This window comes from Companilactobacillus baiquanensis, assembly GCF_003946605.1.
In the GTDB taxonomy this organism is placed as follows: domain Bacteria; phylum Bacillota; class Bacilli; order Lactobacillales; family Lactobacillaceae; genus Companilactobacillus; species Companilactobacillus baiquanensis.
Genome location: NZ_RHOQ01000001.1, coordinates 86,224 through 102,095 on the forward strand (window position 1 = coordinate 86,224; position 15,872 = coordinate 102,095).

Annotated in this window: 18 protein-coding genes, 1 tRNA gene and 1 other annotated feature; of the genes, 16 read left to right on the forward strand and 3 right to left on the reverse strand. The window is 34.9% G+C overall.

The window, feature by feature from the left end; translation table 11 throughout:
• Positions 1-25 precede the first annotated feature (25 nt).
• A complete protein-coding gene (locus tag EKM77_RS00400) occupies positions 26-301 on the reverse strand; it encodes an acylphosphatase (protein ID WP_125591533.1) in 276 nt (91 codons plus the stop codon).
• 65 nt (positions 302-366) lie between these two features.
• Between EKM77_RS00400 and EKM77_RS00405 the strand changes: the two genes are divergently transcribed.
• The 13 genes from EKM77_RS00405 to EKM77_RS00465 all read left to right on the forward strand — a co-directional run bounded on the left by EKM77_RS00405 (position 367) and on the right by EKM77_RS00465 (position 12,240).
• Positions 367-1,125 carry a TrmH family RNA methyltransferase gene (locus tag EKM77_RS00405; RefSeq protein ID WP_125591535.1) on the forward strand — a complete coding sequence of 253 codons (759 nt, stop codon included), beginning with the start codon at positions 367-369 and terminating at the stop codon, positions 1,123-1,125.
• Positions 1,126-1,173: 48 nt separating this feature from the next.
• Positions 1,174-1,355, forward strand: a binding site (T-box leader).
• A gap of 35 nt (positions 1,356-1,390) precedes the next feature.
• Positions 1,391-2,437, forward strand: a complete 1,047-nt coding sequence (pheS, locus tag EKM77_RS00410; protein WP_125591537.1) for a phenylalanine--tRNA ligase subunit alpha — start codon at positions 1,391-1,393, stop codon at positions 2,435-2,437.
• A 4-nt stretch (positions 2,438-2,441) separates the two neighbouring features.
• On the forward strand, positions 2,442-4,850 hold the full coding sequence (gene pheT / locus EKM77_RS00415; protein WP_125591539.1) for a phenylalanine--tRNA ligase subunit beta: 2,409 nt from the start codon (positions 2,442-2,444) through the stop codon (positions 4,848-4,850).
• Between the two features lie 52 nt (positions 4,851-4,902).
• Positions 4,903-6,051 (forward strand): endolytic transglycosylase MltG, encoded by a 1,149-nt coding sequence (mltG, locus tag EKM77_RS00420; protein WP_125591541.1) that lies wholly within the window; start codon positions 4,903-4,905, stop codon positions 6,049-6,051.
• Positions 6,052-6,161: 110 nt separating this feature from the next.
• Positions 6,162-6,638 (forward strand): transcription elongation factor GreA, encoded by a 477-nt coding sequence (gene greA / locus EKM77_RS00425; RefSeq protein WP_125591543.1) that lies wholly within the window; start codon positions 6,162-6,164, stop codon positions 6,636-6,638.
• Positions 6,639-6,689: 51 nt separating this feature from the next.
• Positions 6,690-6,986, forward strand: a complete 297-nt coding sequence (locus tag EKM77_RS00430; RefSeq protein ID WP_057763585.1) for a HesB/YadR/YfhF family protein — start codon at positions 6,690-6,692, stop codon at positions 6,984-6,986.
• Positions 6,987-7,014: 28 nt separating this feature from the next.
• Positions 7,015-9,126, forward strand: coding sequence for a peptidoglycan D,D-transpeptidase FtsI family protein (locus EKM77_RS00435; RefSeq protein ID WP_125591545.1), 2,112 nt, complete (start codon positions 7,015-7,017; stop codon positions 9,124-9,126).
• 86 nt (positions 9,127-9,212) lie between these two features.
• Complete coding sequence (rpmG, locus tag EKM77_RS00440; protein ID WP_083480699.1) at positions 9,213-9,362, forward strand: 50S ribosomal protein L33; 150 nt, start codon at positions 9,213-9,215, stop codon at positions 9,360-9,362.
• 49 nt (positions 9,363-9,411) lie between these two features.
• Complete coding sequence (locus EKM77_RS00445) at positions 9,412-9,975, forward strand: 5-formyltetrahydrofolate cyclo-ligase (protein ID WP_125591547.1); 564 nt, start codon at positions 9,412-9,414, stop codon at positions 9,973-9,975.
• Positions 9,962-10,633 (forward strand): rhomboid family intramembrane serine protease, encoded by a 672-nt coding sequence (locus EKM77_RS00450; protein ID WP_125591549.1) that lies wholly within the window; start codon positions 9,962-9,964, stop codon positions 10,631-10,633. Before EKM77_RS00445 ends, EKM77_RS00450 begins: the two co-directional genes overlap by 14 nt.
• Positions 10,626-10,859: a YqgQ family protein gene (locus EKM77_RS00455; RefSeq protein WP_125591551.1), complete on the forward strand. Its 234-nt coding sequence runs from the start codon at positions 10,626-10,628 to the stop codon at positions 10,857-10,859. The genes EKM77_RS00450 and EKM77_RS00455 overlap by 8 nt, the downstream gene beginning before the upstream one ends.
• 2 nt (positions 10,860-10,861) lie before the next feature.
• Complete coding sequence (locus EKM77_RS00460; RefSeq protein ID WP_125591553.1) at positions 10,862-11,824, forward strand: ROK family glucokinase; 963 nt, start codon at positions 10,862-10,864, stop codon at positions 11,822-11,824.
• A gap of 11 nt (positions 11,825-11,835) precedes the next feature.
• Positions 11,836-12,240 carry a rhodanese-like domain-containing protein gene (locus EKM77_RS00465; RefSeq protein WP_125591555.1) on the forward strand — a complete coding sequence of 135 codons (405 nt, stop codon included), beginning with the start codon at positions 11,836-11,838 and terminating at the stop codon, positions 12,238-12,240.
• Between the two features lie 44 nt (positions 12,241-12,284).
• Here the strand turns inward: EKM77_RS00465 and EKM77_RS00470 are convergent, their stop codons facing one another.
• The gene (locus EKM77_RS00470; protein WP_125591556.1) at positions 12,285-12,479 is read right to left on the reverse strand and encodes a DUF3042 family protein; all 195 of its coding nucleotides are present in this window, start codon (positions 12,477-12,479) and stop codon (positions 12,285-12,287) included.
• Between the two features lie 82 nt (positions 12,480-12,561).
• Here EKM77_RS00470 and miaA point away from each other — a divergent pair, with 82 nt between their 5' ends.
• The 3 genes from miaA (at position 12,562) to EKM77_RS00485 (ending at position 15,390) form a co-directional block, all read left to right on the forward strand.
• Complete coding sequence (gene miaA / locus EKM77_RS00475; protein WP_125591558.1) at positions 12,562-13,497, forward strand: tRNA (adenosine(37)-N6)-dimethylallyltransferase MiaA; 936 nt, start codon at positions 12,562-12,564, stop codon at positions 13,495-13,497.
• Positions 13,481-14,737, forward strand: a complete 1,257-nt coding sequence (locus EKM77_RS00480) for a methionine gamma-lyase family protein (RefSeq protein ID WP_125591560.1) — start codon at positions 13,481-13,483, stop codon at positions 14,735-14,737. Before miaA ends, EKM77_RS00480 begins: the two co-directional genes overlap by 17 nt.
• Before the next feature lie 579 nt (positions 14,738-15,316).
• A tRNA-Arg gene (locus tag EKM77_RS00485) sits at positions 15,317-15,390 on the forward strand.
• A 65-nt stretch (positions 15,391-15,455) separates the two neighbouring features.
• On the opposite strand, the gene EKM77_RS00490 is transcribed toward EKM77_RS00485, so the two are convergent.
• Positions 15,456-15,740 carry a hypothetical protein gene (locus EKM77_RS00490; protein WP_125591562.1) on the reverse strand — a complete coding sequence of 95 codons (285 nt, stop codon included), beginning with the start codon at positions 15,738-15,740 and terminating at the stop codon, positions 15,456-15,458.
• Between the last annotated feature and the right edge of the window lie 132 nt (positions 15,741-15,872).

Consider the following 15,872-nt stretch of genomic DNA (forward strand, 5'->3'; position numbering starts at 1 on the left):
AATATACTTTAAAGTATTTGGTCTTTCAACCAATGACTTTGAAATTATCATATGATTTTAAATTATCGGAAAAAGTATAATCCAAATGTTTAACTTTTCCAAATGGAGATGGCGATTGCTGAATTTTACTCAAAAAAATGTATAATAGGCGTTCATCACCTTGAGCTTCGATTGAAACTGATCCGTCGCGTTCATTTTTTACAGTTCCAGTTACGCCTACATCAGTTGCTAATCTAACGGTTGAATATCTAAAACCCACCCCTTGAACGAGGCCGGTTACTTTAATTGAAAGATGTTTCATTTCTTTTCACTCCATATTTACGGTGTATGTTACGATTTAATTATAAAACAAGAGGGAATAAATATATGAAATACATTGAATCTAAAAAAAATGACGAGATAAAACAAATCTCTAAGCTGTCTTCTACTAAGTATATCAAGAAAACAGGTACATATTTGATCGAAGGTTTTCATCTAGTACGTGAGGCTGATGCTAATGATCAAAAAATCATTAAGTTATTGGTAACTGAAAATAATGAAAACGATCGTCTAGTAAAGAAATACTACGACAATGCAATTGGTATTTCAGATGATATAGCACAAAGTCTATCTGAAACTAAGACTCCCCAAGGTATTTTTGCGGTCATTGAAGTGCAAAAACATGAAGAATTAACTGCTCTAACAGGACAATGGGTCATGCTTTCTGATGTTCAAGATCCAGGAAATGTTGGAACGATCATTAGAACAGCCGATGCCGCAGGATATAATGGAGTTATTACTAGTCTTGATTCAGCCGATTTTTATCAACCAAAAGTTCAGCGAGCAATGCAAGGAAGCCAATTTCATTTACCAATTTATCGAATGGATCTAACAAAGGCAGTTTCTTTAGCTAAAGAATCTGGTCTTAAAGTTTATGGTTCAGAAGTAAATGATCAAGCAAAACCATACACTGAACTAACTAAGGTTTCTGATTTTGCCGTCATTATGGGAAATGAAGCTCATGGACTAGGAAAAGATATTTTAAGCGAGACTGATAAAAATATCTATATCCCAATTTTAGGTAAGGCAGAATCGCTTAACGTCGCAGTTGCAGCCGGAATTTTATTGTACGGTTTGAAGATCTAACAACTTGCTAAATTAAATACTTTTTGTATAATCGTAGATATATTAATAATTAAAACGTTGAAGAAAAATAGTAACTAATAAGTTTGTGACAGGAAGAATCGTTAACTGAGAAGATTTGACAAACAAATTGGTGAATTCACTTTTGGAGTTTTAGAGCCGGTTACTATATAACCATTTGAGTGCATGTCTTAACATGAACTAGGGTGGTACCGCGAGTCCTCGTCCCTTATTTGGGATGAGGACTTTTTTGTGTAGGAGGAAAAATATGTCATTAAATGATAAATTAAAAGATTTAAGAAAAAATGGTATTAACGAAGCTAAACGTGCTGAAAGATTACAGGAACTAAATGATCTGAGAGTTAATCTTTTAGGTAAGAAAGGTCCGATCACTAAGGCATTGCGTGGGATGAAAGATGTCCCAGCTGAAGAACGTCCAGAGATTGGTACTTTAGCTAATAATGTTAAAAAAGATATTCAATTAGCCATCGAAGAAAAAATGAGCGAATTGAATGAACAGATGATTGCTAAAAAGTTAGAAGAAGAAAAAATTGATGTAACTTTGCCTGCACAATCAAGAAATATTGGAACAAGACATATTTTGAAACAAACTATTGAAGATATCGAAGAATTCTTTATTGGACTAGGCTATCGTGTTGATGCTGGTCATGAAGTTGAAGAAGATCATTACAATTTTGAGAGATTGAACATACCAAAGGATCATCCTGCACGTGATATGCAAGATACATTTTATTTAACTGATGAATTGTTAATGAGAACACAAACGTCCGCTCAAGAAGGTCGTGATATGGAATCTCACGACTTTTCAAAGGGACCTCTAAAAGTCATTTCACCAGGTGTCGTATACCGCCGTGATGATGATGACGCTACTCATTCTCATCAATTCCATCAAATTGAAGGTCTAGTAGTTGATAAAAACGTTAGTATGGCCGATTTAAAAGGAACCTTAGAAGCTCTTTGCCGTCACGTCTTTGGACCAAACAGAGAAATTCGTTTCCGTCCAAGCTACTTCCCATTTACCGAACCTTCTGTTGAAGTTGATGTTTCTTGTTTCAACTGTAACGGTCAAGGCTGCCGAATTTGTAAATATACCGGCTGGATCGAAGTGTTAGGTGCCGGACTAAGTCATCCTAATGTCTTAGAAATGTCTGGAATTGATTCAACTGTATATAGCGGGATTGCCTTTGGTCTTGGACCAGAGAGATTTGCCATGCTTAAATACGGAATTACAGATATCCGTGACTTCTATCTAAATGATGTTAGATTCTTAGAACAATTCAAAGGAGTAAATTAGTAATATGAAAATTTCACTAAGTTGGTTAAAAGAGTATATTCCTGTTACTCATACGGTTGAAGAAATCGCAAATAAAGTATCATTAACAGGTATCGAATCAAGTCCCGTTAAATTGGGCCAAGGATTAGATAAGTTAGTTGTTGGTCATATTACTAGTATCAAACCACATCCTGATTCTGATCATTTGAACGTTTGTATGGTAGATGTTGGTGAAGATGAAGATATTCAAATTGTCTGCGGTGCTCCTAATGTTGCTAATGGACAATATGTCATTGTTGCCAGACATGGTGCTCATTTACCAGAAGGCAAGCGAATTAAACATGGTAAAATTCGTGGGATCGAATCTAATGGTATGATTTGTGGCCTTGATGAAATAGGAGTTCCTGAAAAATATGTTCCAGAAGCCTTTCAAAATGGAATTTATCTTTTCCCAGAAGCAGAAAAACCAGGTGCTGATGCTTTAGTATTGTTGGGATTGACTGATGAAATGGTCGATTTGGATATTACTCCTAACCGTGCCGATACTTTAGGTATGAACGGTGCAGCTTGGGAAATCGGTGCTACTTACAATGAGAAACCAGATATTAAATCAGCTGAACTTGATGAATCAAAAGTAAATGGATCAGTTGATATAACTGCTGAAGTAGACGATGAAAAATTGGTCCCAGATTTCTTATTACGTGAATTAAAGAATATTACAGTTGGTGAAAGTCCTTTATGGATGCAACGCCGTCTTTGGAATCAAAATATTCAACCAGTTAATAATGTTATTGATTCTGCTAATTACGTTATGATCGAATATGGTCAACCAATTCAAGCTTATGATTTAGATAAGCTACAAGAAAGTAACGTTGTTGTTAGAAATGCTAAGAGTGGTGAGAAGTTTACTCTTGAAGATAAAGAAGAAAAGGTTTTGAGTCATAATGATTTAATCGTGGCATCAGGATCACAAATTTTAGGACTAGCAGGTGTTGCTGGTGGGATCGATGCTAGAGTAACTGCTGATACTAAAAACATTTTATTAGAAAGTGCTGTATTTGATGGCGCTAGTGTTCGTAAATCAGCACAACGCCATGATCTACGTGGGGATGCTTCTAATCGTTATGAAAAAGGTGTCGACAACGGAAAAGTTTCAGAGGCACTTGTTCGAGCTGTTCAATTAGTTGAACAAACTGGCAATGTTGGTTCTATTTCAAAAGAAATTGTTGGAAACAAAACAGAAGCAAAACCAACAGTGATCAAGGGAAGCATTTCTCATATCAATCATTTAATGGGATTAGAGTTATCTTCTGATGAAATTATGGATATCTTTGATCGACTTGGCTTTGAAGCAAAACAAGATGGTGATAATGTCACCGTAACTATTCCAACTAGACGTTATGATATGTCTATTGAAGCTGACCTAGTGGAAGAAGTCATCAGAATTTATGGTTATGAAAACTTGAAAGGTACTTTACCTTCAGGAATGGAAACTAGTGGTGGTTATTCTCCTAAACGTGAGTTTGGCAACAAGTTGCGCAACACATTATTAGGTCAAGGTTTAGATGAAGTTATTAACTTTGCTCTATTGAGTAAAGCAGAAGTCAAAGATTTCAATATTAAAGAAACCGACTTAACGAAATTGTTGCATCCAATGACTGAAGATCATGAATACCTTAGAACTAGTTTAGTACCTGGCTTGATCAATAATGTAGCTTACAATCAAGCTAGAAATAATAATGACATTGCAATTTTTGAACAAGCTAGAGTATTTGATCGTCCAAAGGGTGAGGATCGTCCAAACGAAGTAGAATATATTTCAGGAGCTGTTAGTGGCAACATTGCCAATGATTCATGGAATACAACTAGTAAAGAAGTTGATTTTTATGATGTAAAAGGGATCGTTGAAGAACTGCTATCATTTACCAATGCCAAAGCGCATTTTGAATATGTTGCAACAGATCAAATAACTAATCTACATCCCGGACAATCAGCCTTAATAACTGCAGATGGACAAAGGGTCGGTTATATTGGTAAACTACATCCTAGTTACCAAAAAGAACATAATGTTAATGATGCTTTTGTTTTTGAATTGAATGTTGATGAATTATTTGATTTGAATAAACGTAAAGTTCAATCACAAGCAGCTCCAAAATATCCTAGCGTAAGTCGAGACTTAGCTATTTTGGTTGGCAAGGAGGTTGAAAGCGGACAAATTGTCAATGACATCTTCAATAATGGTGGCAAATACTTGATCGATGCTAATATCTTTGACCTTTATCAAGGTTCACACGTCAAACCGGGCCATAAGTCATTGGGGTATCATTTGGTCTTCCAAAACCCTAACGACACACTAACTGACGAAACAGTTGAACAAGCTTTTGATGTAATTAAAGAAAGTTTGGTTCAAAAATTTAATGTGGAAATAAGATAATAGCGCCCAAACTAATGGTATAATTTAATAAATTAACTCGGGAGGCTGTGTCTTGAGCCAAAAGGATGACAAGAAAGAAGCATTAAAAAAAGAATCAGAAGAGAAAATTTCAACACGTGCTAAAGAACGGACCGTTGCAAATCATATTGCGTATTGGATCGTTGGGGTAATTGCTGTTTTGGCGGTGATAGTAGCTATTATCGGTTTTAATTATGTTAATAGTTCACTTCAGCCATATAATTCAAAAAATACCGAAGACATCGTTGTTAAAGTACCTGTTGGTTCTTCAAGTAAAGATATCGCAAAAGAACTTGAGCAAGATAAAGTTATTAAAAGTGGTACAGTCTTTAATTTCTATATTAAGGCGCAAAATTATACTGATTTTCAAGCAGGTTATTATCACTTCAAGCAATCCATGTCGATGAATGAAGTCGTCAAACAATTGCAAAAAGGTGGTAGTGCTGAACCTACTGGAGCAGCATCAAATACTGTTCTAGTTCGTGAAGGTGTAACCATTGATCAAATCGGTGACCAAATTCAAAAATCTACTAGCTTTAAGAAGAAGGATTTCTTGAAGTTGATGAAGAATAAGAAATATCTAGCTTCACTTCAGAAGAAATATCCGGAATTATTGGATTCTTCAATGAAGAAAAAGAATGTTAGATATCATCTTGAAGGTTATTTATTCCCAGCTACATATGGACTTTATAAGGGAATGACTTTAAAAGAATTAGTCAACCAAATGGTTTCAAATGAAAATGATAAATTACAACCTTATTATGAACAAATTAAAGAAAAGAACTTAACGGTCCAACAAGTATTAACTCTTTCTTCATTAGTTGAACGTGAAGGTGTTACAAACAAAGATCGTAAGAAGATCGCTGGGGTATTTTTCAACCGTATAGATGTTGATATGCCATTACAATCTGATATCTCTGTTATGTATGCCTTGAATACGCATAAGACTAGTTTGACAAATAAAGATACCAGTGTAAAATCTCCATATAACTTGTATAAGAACAAGGGATATGGACCTGGACCATTTAATACACCAAGTTTACAATCTATCGAAGCGGTCTTGAATCCTTCTGATAGAAGTGAAGACTATCTATACTTTGTTGCCAATCTAAAGACGGGTAAAGTTTATTACTCACATACTCTAGAAGAGCACGAAAACAAGAATTCTTCACTAGGACAATAGTCCTAAGTTAGATATAATGGATAAGTGTCATCTGACCTCCTGGTTAGATGACATTTTGAAGTTTCAATAAAAATGATTAAAAAGATAAGTTAAAAGCGAGGAAGTTTAAAATGGCAGACAAAAGTTATCCAATGACTGCAGAAGGTAAGCAAAAACTTGAAGAAGAATTGGAAGATTTAAAGAAAGTTAAAAGACCAGAAGTAATTAACAGAATTAAGATCGCCAGAGGTTTTGGTGATTTATCTGAAAACTCAGAATATACATCAGCTAAAGATGAACAAAGTGTTGTTGAATCACGTATTTCACAAATTATTGAAATGCTACAATATGCTAATGTTATTGATACTGACAAGATTGCAAACGATGAAGTATCTGTTGGTAAAAAAGTAACTGTCCAAGAAGACGATGACGATCCAGAAGAATACATTATTGTTGGATCAGCTGAGTCAGATCCTGATGCAGGTAAGATTTCAAATGATTCACCTATTGCGAAAGCTTTGATCGGTAAACACGTTGGCGATGTAGTTACAGTTGAAACTCCTGTTGGAAGTTACGATTTAACTATCAAAGCCGTCGGAGTTGCATAATGTAATCGTTTTCTGCTATGTTTATTTCATACATATAGTGGGGTGAAAGAAATGAAAATTGAATTAACTGAGGAAGCATCAAAATGGTTTGAGGATGAAGTTGGCGTTAAACCAGGTGATGGTATTCATTTTTACGGTAAGGTATACGGAAAGACAATGGTTCATGAAGGCTTCTCTATTGCATTTAGAACTGAAAAACCAGTTAAACCAGAATCAAGTACAGAAATAAATGGTGTCACATACTTCATTACTGATAGTGATGTTTGGTTCTTTACACGTTATGACCTTTTAGTAGAATATGATCCAGAACTGGATGGTCCCAAATACATTTTTAAATCTAACGAATAATGCTTTTTAATGTTTTGAAGGGAAACCTATGAGAAAAATACTCGATATAATAAAGAAAAGAACAGGTAGTCAATCAAAGTCTACTATTCCATTTAGACTGAACCTGCTTTTTTTTATTGTTTTTGCCTTGTTTGCTTTATTGGTAGGACAACTTGCATATTTACAAATTGTTTATGGTGGTAAATTTGCTGCTGAAGTTAATCGAACGGACAAAACAGTAATGAGCGGTAATGTACCTCGTGGAATGATTTATGATTCAAAAGGAAGATTGCTAGTTGGTAATTCAACTGAAAATGCTATAACTTATACGAAAAGTTCAGGTGTTAAATCAAGTGATATTTACCAAATCGTCAATCGTCTAACTAAGTACGTCTCTTTTGAAAAAGAAAATCTATCAACTCGTGATAAGGCTGATTACATCCTAGCTGCACCGGGCAAGTCAGCTAAGGTGGCAAAACAAATGCCTAAGTCATACAGAGTTGACTCAAATGGTGATCAACTCTCTTCAAGCAAGATTTACAATAATGAAATTAAGTATATTAAGAATCAGGGAATTCATTTGAATTCAGAAGAACTTGCGAAAGCTTCTGTTTTTAAGAAAATGAGTTCTGCTTATTCTCTTTCTTCAATTTTTTTGAAAGATAAGAATCTTTCTTCTAAAGAGATTGCTCAAGTAAGTGAGCATTTAACTGAACTTCCAGGTGTAAGTATTGGTACTAATTGGAATCGTGAATACCCTCAAGGTAAATCCATCGCAAGTATTATTGGTGGTGTTTCGACTGAACAACAAGGTATTCCAGACGATGAATTAAATACTATGCTTGCATATGGTTATTCTCGTAATGATCGTGTTGGTACTAGTTACTTGGAAAAGAGTTATGAAACGATTCTTTCAGGTACTAAGAGTCAAAGAGAAGTTCAAATCGGTGGAAATAATCAAATCAAGCAGAGTAAACTAGTTTACAAAGGCCAAAAGGGTGGCAATTTAAATCTAACAATTGATTCTAAATTCCAAAAAAAGGTCAAGAGTATCTTAGACTCTGAATACAGTGCTGCACAAGCTGACGGTGTTACTTCATATTCTGATGGTGCCTATGTAGTTGCTACAAATCCTAAAACCGGTGCTATTTTAGCGATGGCAGGTATCAAAAATGATCCTACTACTGGTAAAACAACTGAGGATTCTTTAGGAGTTATCAATAGAGCCTTTGTTATGGGTTCTGCTGTTAAGGGCGCTACTGTTTTAGGTGCCTTGATGGATGGTGTAATTACACCAACTAATAATACTCAAGCGGATGTTCCTATTTACTTGCCAGGTACGGCAATTAAAAAGTCAGTTTATCCAATCGGTACTTTTAGTAGTTTGAATGCCGAAATGGCACTTCAAGTTTCATCTAATGAGTATATGATGGCTTTAGCTATGAAAGAAGCCAATGCTAAATACACACCTAATAAATATATCCATATGGATTCGGATATCTTCTCTAAGATGAGAGGTTACTTTAATCAATTTGGTTTAGGTGTCAAAACTGGTATTGATATTTCAGGTGAAACAACTGGACTTGTTGGTTCAACTCATACTAGTGATGGACAACTAAAGACTGGTTCTGCACTTGATTTGTCCTTTGGTAACTATGATTCGTACACTTTAATGGAAATGGCACAATATATTTCCACGATTGCTAATGGTGGATACAGAATGCGTCCATATATTGTTCAATCAACTCAAAAGACCACTGATAATGGTAAAAAGGGTGCTATTGAATCAGTTACTGAACCTAAAGTTTTGAATCGAGTAGGGTTTACTAGTTCAGAATTGAATGTTGTTAGAAAAGGTATGTATGCTGCTGTTCATGGGACTAATGGCTGGACCACAGCTACAAAGCTTAAGGACTTGAGTCAGGATGTCGCTGCAAAGACTGGTACTGCCCAAACATTCTACTTCAATCCTAATGACCCTGATAATCCTGATCCACCTGAAACAATCAACAACAGTTTAGTAACTTTTGGTCCATATGATGATCCTAATATTGCCATTGCAGTTGTATTCCCTAATATAACTTCTGAATCTGGTAATTATTCTCAAATGGTCGCAAAACAAATTTACGAATATTACTTTAAAGCTACTGGACAGGATTAATCTAAATTAATTCTTTTAATATCACTGAAAAAATGGTATATTTAATTAGTTGAATTTTAGTTAAGTATAATGAAAGGATGTTCCTAATGAGAGTAAATATAACAATGGAATGTACTTCATGTCATGAACGTACATATCTAACAAATAAGAGCAAACGTAACAATCCAGAGCGTCTTGAACTTAAGAAGTATTGCCCACGCGAACGTACTGTTACATTGCATCGTGAAACAAAATAAACAACAGGTGAATAGCCCTGTTGTTTTTTTTTACTAGGGAGGCAAAAATTTGGACAAAGTAAGTTTCAGAAAAAAGCAAATTGATTTAATTGATGAATTTATGAAGTCTGGTAATGCACAAGAAGAAATCAACGATCTTTATATGCAATTATTTCAAAATGAAGAATTTATTGAAGCTAAAAGTATTGGTATTACTTTAAGTATGAATAATGAGATTCCTACTTTTCCGATTATTAAATACTGCTGGGATATGGGAAAAAATGTATTTATTCCTAAGACATTTTCCGATTACACTATGACTTTTGTTAATTATACAAGCGAAACACCACTGGAAGAGAGTTCGTTTGGTGTAAAAGAACCAGTTGATTATGAAACTGATACTTTAGATCCTCCAGAACTGATAATCGTTCCAGGATTAGCATTTTCAAAAGAAGGAAATAATCGCTTAGGATTTGGTGCTGGATATTATGATCGTTATTTAGCATCATTTCCTACTAAAACCATTGCCTTAGCTTTGTCACAGCAATATTATTTAAAAACTCCTTGGCCTATTTATGTACTCGATAAATCAGTAGATAAAATTATTACGGTGAAAGGCAATGATAATGTATAGAGAAGAAGAACCATATGTTACGTGGTTTCTGTTAGCGCTGACACTTGCTGTCTTTGTGTTGGAGACTCTAAGTGGTGGTTCCACTAGTACTAGCACTTTAGTAAATTTTGGAGCTAAATTTACTCCACTGATACAAGATGGGCAATGGTGGCGATTGATTGCGCCAATATTCTTGCATATAGGTATTTTTCATATCCTGATGAACGGATTCACTCTGTATATCATGGGTAAGTCACTAGAACCTTTAATGGGACATGTGCGATTCTTTGTTTTATATATGCTAAGTGGGATAGTTGGAAATCTGGCCAGTTTTGCTTTTGGTAGTTACTATACAATTTCAGCCGGAGCCAGTACGTCATTATTTGGAACTTTTGCAGCATTTTTAGCGTTTGCTCTGATGTATCGCGATAACCCAGGATTTTTAGAATTAGGGAAATCATTTCTAACATTGATAGTTCTGAATCTATTGATCAGTTTAGTAGGATCGAATTTTGATATTTGGGGACATATCGGAGGCATCATCGGTGGATTCTTCTTAGGATTTGCCTTGGGATTGCCAAAGAGTAATCGTCCTAAGTTGATAATTCGAATAGTTTCAGTAATAATTATTATTGTTGTTTCTTACTTTATGTATTCAAGAGGTATGAACATTGGATAATTTGAGTTTTAAAAATCTCTACGATGTGCAGCAATTATTGAAGCGTTTTGGGACCTATGTTCATTTAGGAAAAAGACTTTGGGATATTGAATTGATGTCTATTGAAGTCAGAAAACTATATGACGATAAAATGATCGATAAAAACACCTTCATTAATGCACAATTAGTATTGAAGTCGGAACATAGAAAAGAAGAAAATAAAGATAAAAAAGAAAAGGATAGATAAAAGTGACAGAAAAGAAATTAATCGGTGTTGATCTAGGTGGCACAACAATCAAGTTTGCAATTCTTACTGCTGATGGAGAGATCCAACAGAAATGGAGTATTGAAACTAATGTCTTAGCTGATGGACAAATGATCATTCCTGATATTATAGATTCAATCAACCACCATTTGAAGATGTATGAAATGACTGCTGATCAGTTCAGTGGAATTGGTTTGGGTTCACCTGGTACTATTAATTTTAAAGAAGGTACAATTAAGGGCGCATATAATCTTAATTGGACTAATTCAGTTTATCCAGTTCGTGATATCGAAAAAGGTACAGGTATTCCTGTTACCATTGAAAATGATGCAAACGTTGCCGCCCTTGGTGAAAGATGGAAGGGTGCTGGTAACAATGCCGATGACGTTGTCTTTGTAACCTTAGGTACTGGTGTTGGTGGCGGTATTATCGCTAATGGTAATATCCTCCATGGTGCTAGCGGTGCTGCTGGTGAAATAGGTCATGTTACAGTTGATCCTAATGGTTTCTTATGTACTTGTGGTAAACGAGGATGCTTAGAAACTATTGCTTCAGCAACAGGTATCGTTCACGTTGCTAGAGATCGTGCTTCTGAATATGCTGGTGATTCTGAACTTAAGGCCATGCTTGATGACGGACAAGATATTTCAGCTAAGGATGTTTTTGATTTAGCTAAAAAGAATGATGATCTTGCATCTATCGTGGCAGATTATGTCTGTGCTTCACTTGGGTTTGCTTTAGCTAACGTTGCAAACTCATTGAATCCTAAATATGTTGTTATCGGTGGTGGTGTTTCTGCCGCCGGTGAGTTCTTATTGGATAAGGTTAATGAAACAATGCGTATTAATGAATTTGCTACTATCAAAGATTCAACCGAATTACGTTTGGCAAGTCTTGGTAATGGTGCGGGAGTTATCGGTGCAGCTTCATTGATCAAGATGAAATAGGGGGATTATTGATGGAAGTTTTAAATGTTGTTTTATATATTATTGTAATTGCTTTCTTCGTTTACATGGTTGGATCATGGGCTTACTACAAAATACAAGCCAAAAGATTACATGGTGCGATTGATCAAGATGAGTTTGAATCAAAAATGAGACGAGCTCAAATCATTGATCTACGTGAGAAAAACAATTTTGATTCTAAACATATTCTTGGGGCCAGAAATTTACCTTATACTCAATTGAAATACAATGAAGGTGAATTGAGACCTGATTTACCTGTATTCTTATATGAAGAACGTCCTTCTGTAAGTATTAGAGCAGCTTTGAAACTCAAAAAATGGGGTTTTGAGGATGTTAAATGGCTTGATGAACGCTTTTCTGAATGGAAAGGTAAGACTAAGAAGACTACTAAAATATAAAAAAAGTCGAGACATTGTCTCGACTTTTTGCTATGGATAAATGTTTAGCCTTGATGTGCTTGTAGACTTTTACGGTTTGCACGACGACGGTTATCTTCAATACGCTCATTTTCTTGATCCTCTGGTTCGATCACATGTTTCTTGAAAGCGTGAAGAGCACCATAAACTGCTGTTGCTGTAGTTATAGAACCAATTAAAAAGCCTTTAGCAAAGCGAAAATGTTTTTGTTCTTTAGCCATAATGTCATACCTCCTATCCTTGATTCCATTATGGCGTATTTTTGTAAAAATATCTATAAAATTGGCGTTAGAGGTGATTTTTTTGGAAAAAATTATAGCAATTGTTGGACCAACTGCAGTAGGAAAAAGTGCTTTAGGTTTAAAACTATCTCAAAAATTCAACGGTGAGATCATTTCTGGTGATTCGATGCAAATTTATCGCCATCTGGATATTGGGACTGCTAAAGATTCGCCTGACGAATTAAGAATGGTCAAGCATCATTTAGTTGATATTTGTGACGTAAATCAACGTTATACGGTTAAAGATTTTCAGGAAAAGGCAGTTCAAATAATCCATGATCTTGATGATCAGAAAAAAGTTCCATTTGTGGTTGGTGGAACAGGATTCTATCTAAATTCACTAGTAAGAAATTTGAATCTAGGCGGCGAATCTTCAGGAGATGATGACTTACGACAAGAATTACTGACTTTAGAACAGGATAATAAATTAGATGTATTGCAAAATATTTTAAAAGAAACTGATTTAGAGGCATTTAATTCAATTGATATAAGTAATTCAAGACGTGTTATCCGAGCTATTGAGGTATACAAAACTACTGGTAAATCAATTGTTGATCAAAGTAACGGATCTAAGTGGGCTGATTTTTATATCATCGGTTTAACTGATGATAGGGCTAAATTATATGATCGAATCAATTTACGAGTTGATAAAATGGTAGATATGGGTCTTATTGAGGAAGCTAAGACTGTTTTTGATAATCGTGAGAGTATTCCTCAAGCTAAGAATGGTATTGGCTACAAGGAGCTATTTCCTTATTTTGAAGGCATTTCTGATTTAAATAGTTGTTTAGATGAGATAAAAAAGAATTCTCGTCATTTTGCAAAGAGACAATTGACATATTTTAGAAATCAAATGGATGTAGATTGGTATAATATCAGTGAGGTCAATGATTACCAGCAAGTAATCAGCCAAAAGATAGAACAATTTTTAGGAGGAAAAAATGACAACTTGGGATAAACAATTTCCAGAAGAGTTAAAGGAAGTAATAAAGAAGACAGATCAACAAATTGCTGATAAATTGTCTGAGATCGATGATCGTGTTTTGGATAACCAAGACAAAGTATTAACTGCTTTTAGAAACGAAGGAATCGATGAGAGTAGTTTACTAGGGACAACCGGTTATGGGGATGACGACCGCGGACGTGATCAATTAGAGGCTATTTACTCCGAGGTTTTTAAAACTGAAGCAGCATTAGTAAGACCACAATTTGTATCAGGAACTCATACCTTGGCAACAGCACTATTTGGTATGTTGCGCCCTGGAGATAATTTATTATATGTCACAGGCGAGCCATACGACACTATGCAAGAAGTTGTTGGTACTGCTGGCAATAAAAAGGGTTCTTTGATCGATTATAAAATTGGCTTTGATTATGTTGAAATGATTGGTGACAAAGTTGATTTTGAGACTATGGAAAAGAAAATTAAAGAACAACAGCCTAAGGTCGTTGCGATTCAAAGATCAAGAGGATATTCAACCAGAAAGAGCTTAACAGTAAGTGAAATAGCTGAAATTATTAAGCATGTTCGTTTGGTTGAACCTAATGCCATAGTTTTTGTTGATAATTGTTATGGTGAATTTTCCGAAACAATTGAACCAACTGAAGTTGGAGCAGATATTATGGCAGGATCATTAATTAAAAATGCTGGTGGTGGTATTGCTAGAACTGGTGGATATATCGTTGGTAAAAAAGATCTTGTAGAACTATCAAGTTATCGCTTGACTGCACCTGGAATTGGGGATTCAGAAGGGGCAACGATCGATCGTTTAGCAGAGATGTTCCAAGGATTTTTCTTAGCACCAAGAGTCACAGGAAATGCTATCAAAGGTGCCATTTTTGAAGCTGCTATTTTTGAAAATCTAGGTCTAAATGTTTCTCCTAAATGGAATGAAGATCGAACAGATCTAATTCAAACAATTACGTTTAATGATCCAGATAAAATGGTGCAATTCACTAAAATGGTTCAAAAATTCTCACCAATCGACTCTAATGTTTTACCTATTCCTAGTCAAATGTCTGGCTATGAGGATGAAGTTGTCATGGCAGCGGGAACTTTTGTATCGGGAGCTAGTGTAGAGTTTTCAGCCGATGGTCCAATGCGTTCACCTTATATTATCTATATTCAAGGTGGATTAACTTATGAGCATGTAAAAATAGCTATCGCCAATGCATGTAAAGAATTATTCTTTAGTTAAAAATATGTTTAAACATATGAGCTGATTTTTTTATTGTTTTTATAAAACTTGTTATAATAACGGCAATTAAAAGATTGTGTCCAGATACGGATGACATAAAAAGCTGTCTAAAAAACTGGAGCGTAGGCCTATGAAATTAGAAAATCTAATTCAAATTTTGAAGAATAGCCCTAAGGAATCCAAAGAGACCGTTCACGATCGTGAAATTGCCGCAGAGTTACAAAGGGAAAATAAATAGTAGCCAGAATACGACAAAGTAAGGTCAATTTTCGGGCGTTCATGTAGAGAGTGGGACAAAACATGTTCAGCTTTCGAGCATTAAGGTAACTAGGTCCAGTAATCGTTTTAGATTACTGGACCTAGTTGTTTTAAGCGGAAAAAGCTATGTTTTGTTCCACGTTTATGCTGCATATTATGAGATATAATAGTTCTATCTCATTTTTTTGTTTTTAATAGATAAAAAAAGGTGTATTATATAAAACATTGGTGTGTTGATTTTAGCATTTTCTAATAAAAATGATTTTTTTTATTTTTCCGTTGACAGACCAATAGTTAGTTCTCTATAATAGTACAAGTGATGTTGCAGTGGCTCAGCTGGATAGAGCAACGGTCTTCTAAACCGTAGGTCGTGAGTTCGAATCTCACCTGCAGCATAATAAAAAAGTCGTAAGTATTGTTTATCAATACTTACGACTTTTTGTTTTGCATTTTTAAAATATTATTCTCTAGTAATGCTCAAGATTGCGGATGTTTTAATAGATCTGGAACTTTCTTTTCCAATACTGAACCAATCGCTTGTTCCAAGTAGACCTTCAATTTTTGCTACTTCGTCGATCGAATTGTATTGTTTCCCATCTTTAAAGAATCCTTCAAAGATTTCTTCTAAATAGTATGTATCTCCTTCGTCACTAAAACGTGATGATAAGGCCTTGCTAGTTTTAATGTATGTATCTGGATTAACTTCTAACTTTTCTCCATTTACTAACGTGATGATTAAACTCATAATCTTCACCCCCTATGGCAAGTATAGCAAAATCTTGCAAATAAATGATTGTAAGCCCTAACTTTTTTGTTTTAAGTCAATTTTAATTTTTGGATAAATAAAAAAAGTCGATAACTGAAAGTTACGCTTTCA

Coding starts and splice junctions, on each gene's coding strand:
- pheS (WP_125591537.1), top strand. CDS start 1,391: ATGTCATTAAATGATAAATTAAAAGATTTAAGAAAAAATGGTATTAAC.
- EKM77_RS00405 (WP_125591535.1), top strand. CDS start 367: ATGAAATACATTGAATCTAAAAAAAATGACGAGATAAAACAAATCTCT.
- EKM77_RS00470 (WP_125591556.1), bottom strand. CDS start 12,479: ATGGCTAAAGAACAAAAACATTTTCGCTTTGCTAAAGGCTTTTTAATT.
- EKM77_RS00435 (WP_125591545.1), top strand. CDS start 7,015: ATGAGAAAAATACTCGATATAATAAAGAAAAGAACAGGTAGTCAATCA.
- EKM77_RS00450 (WP_125591549.1), top strand. CDS start 9,962: ATGATAATGTATAGAGAAGAAGAACCATATGTTACGTGGTTTCTGTTA.
- EKM77_RS00465 (WP_125591555.1), top strand. CDS start 11,836: ATGGAAGTTTTAAATGTTGTTTTATATATTATTGTAATTGCTTTCTTC.
- rpmG (WP_083480699.1), top strand. CDS start 9,213: ATGAGAGTAAATATAACAATGGAATGTACTTCATGTCATGAACGTACA.
- EKM77_RS00430 (WP_057763585.1), top strand. CDS start 6,690: ATGAAAATTGAATTAACTGAGGAAGCATCAAAATGGTTTGAGGATGAA.
- greA (WP_125591543.1), top strand. CDS start 6,162: ATGGCAGACAAAAGTTATCCAATGACTGCAGAAGGTAAGCAAAAACTT.
- EKM77_RS00400 (WP_125591533.1), bottom strand. CDS start 301: ATGAAACATCTTTCAATTAAAGTAACCGGCCTCGTTCAAGGGGTGGGT.
- EKM77_RS00480 (WP_125591560.1), top strand. CDS start 13,481: ATGACAACTTGGGATAAACAATTTCCAGAAGAGTTAAAGGAAGTAATA.
- pheT (WP_125591539.1), top strand. CDS start 2,442: ATGAAAATTTCACTAAGTTGGTTAAAAGAGTATATTCCTGTTACTCAT.
- EKM77_RS00490 (WP_125591562.1), bottom strand. CDS start 15,740: ATGAGTTTAATCATCACGTTAGTAAATGGAGAAAAGTTAGAAGTTAAT.